Here is a 508-nt window from a genome sequence, read left to right as displayed (position 1 = left end):
TTATTGATTTTGTCAAAAGTTATCAGGGAAAGTTAAAGACTGACGGGGATAAAGCCAAATTTGCGGCTGAGTTGGGCGAACAAATAAAACAGATGGACTTTAGAGCCAAAAACGGCGGAGCGGCTATTGCTTATTCCGGCTGGTTCGGCAATGAGTCTGGTGTCCAGTCTCAGATTTTCCGGACGGCCCAGAATATCTCAGAGCATAGCAATGGCGCCTATAGTTTCATCAATGATGCTGGAGAAAATTTATTGAACAATCCAGCTTTTGGGCTTGTGCTTAGAGATAAAATTGGAGCGGAATCAACTGCAGAACTTATAGGTGGTAAATGGACTTCCAAAGGCCGCAACAAATATGTCTTTGGCAGTGATAATGTCTTAACAATCAACGACCTTGTCTCTGATAACTACATGCGTGTCAATGCCCGTGGGGATGTGCTGGTCCTGATGAATGCTGATTCGCCGGCTGACAGTGTCTTGGGGCAGACCGAGCTTCCGCGCCTGATTAA

The 508-nt window shown here is 45.7% G+C and carries 1 protein-coding gene; it reads left to right on the top strand.

Annotation, left to right across the window (positions count from 1 at the left end; all coding sequences use genetic code 11):
- The coding region (locus STRDD11_RS13275) for a hypothetical protein (RefSeq protein ID WP_164828515.1) at positions 1-508 on the top strand (508 nt) is incomplete at both ends.

Origin of the sequence: Streptococcus sp. DD11 (assembly GCF_001578865.1) — a bacterium.
Taxonomy (GTDB): domain Bacteria; phylum Bacillota; class Bacilli; order Lactobacillales; family Streptococcaceae; genus Streptococcus; species Streptococcus panodentis.
Note: the sequence above shows the minus strand (reverse complement) of the source record. Positions and strands in the feature narration are given on the sequence as shown.